At 62.5% G+C, this 1,157-nt stretch carries 1 protein-coding gene; it reads left to right on the top strand.

Annotated elements, in window-relative coordinates; translation table 11 throughout:
- A partial coding sequence (locus B0G75_RS40040; RefSeq protein ID WP_181309456.1) for an acyl-CoA dehydrogenase family protein occupies nucleotides 1–1,157 on the top strand: 1,157 nt, incomplete at both ends.

The raw sequence follows: 1,157 nt of genomic DNA, 5'->3' as shown, positions 1-1,157 counted from the left end.
GTGCTCGAAGAGTCGGCGAAACTGTGCGGTGGCGTGCTGGCGCCGCTGAATGTCGAAGGCGATCGCAATCCGAGCAGCTGGAAAGACGGCGTGGTGACCGCGACGCCCGGCTTCAGGGAGGCGTTTCGCCAGTTCGGCGAAGGCGGCTGGCAAGGCGTGCAGCATCCCGTCGACTATGAAGGCCAGGGCCTGCCGAAGCTGATTGCGACGCCGTGCGTCGAAATGCTCAATGCGTCGAACCTGTCGTTCGCGCTGTGTCCTTTGCTGACCGACGGCGCGATCGAAGCGCTGCTCACCGCCGGTACCGAAGCGCAAAAACAAACCTATGTGCCCAAGCTGATTTCCGGCGAATGGACTGGCACGATGAACCTGACCGAGCCGCAGGCCGGTTCCGATCTCGCGCTGGTGCGTACGCGCGCCGAGCCGCAGGGCGACGGTTCGTTCAAGCTGTTCGGCACGAAGATTTTCATTACGTGGGGCGAGCACGACATGGCGAAGAACATCGCGCATCTCGTGCTGGCGCGCACACCGAATGCACCGGAGGGCGTGAAAGGCATTTCGCTTTTTATCGTGCCGAAGTTTCTCGTCAATGAAGACGGTTCGCTCGGCGAGCGCAACGACGTGCATTGCGTGTCGATTGAACACAAGCTCGGCATCAAGGCGAGCCCGACCGCGGTGCTGCAATTCGGCGACCACGGTGGCGCGATCGGTCATCTGATCGGCGAGGAGAATCGCGGCCTCGAATACATGTTCATCATGATGAACGCGGCGCGTTTTGCGGTTGGCATGCAAGGCGTCGGGATTTCGGATCGGGCGTATCAGAAGGCAGTCGCGTACGCGAAGGATCGCGTGCAAAGCCGTCCCGTGGATGGCTCCGCGAAACAGCCGGTCGCGATCATTCAGCATCCGGACGTGCGTCGCATGCTCGCGACCATGCGCGGCCTCACCGAAGCATCGCGCGCGCTGGCTTATGTGGCCGCGGCGCATTGCGACATCGCGCATCGTCACGCCGACGAAGGCAAGCGCGCCGAACATCAGGCGATCTACGAATACCTCGTGCCGATCGTGAAGGGCTGGAGCACGGAACTGTCTATCGACGTCACGAGCCTCGGCGTGCAGGTGCACGGCGGCATGGGCTTCATCGAAGAAACCGGCGC

This window comes from Paraburkholderia sp. BL18I3N2 (assembly GCF_003001875.1).
Classification (GTDB): domain Bacteria; phylum Pseudomonadota; class Gammaproteobacteria; order Burkholderiales; family Burkholderiaceae; genus Paraburkholderia; species Paraburkholderia phytofirmans.
This window is presented reverse-complemented; position numbering and strand designations above follow the sequence as displayed.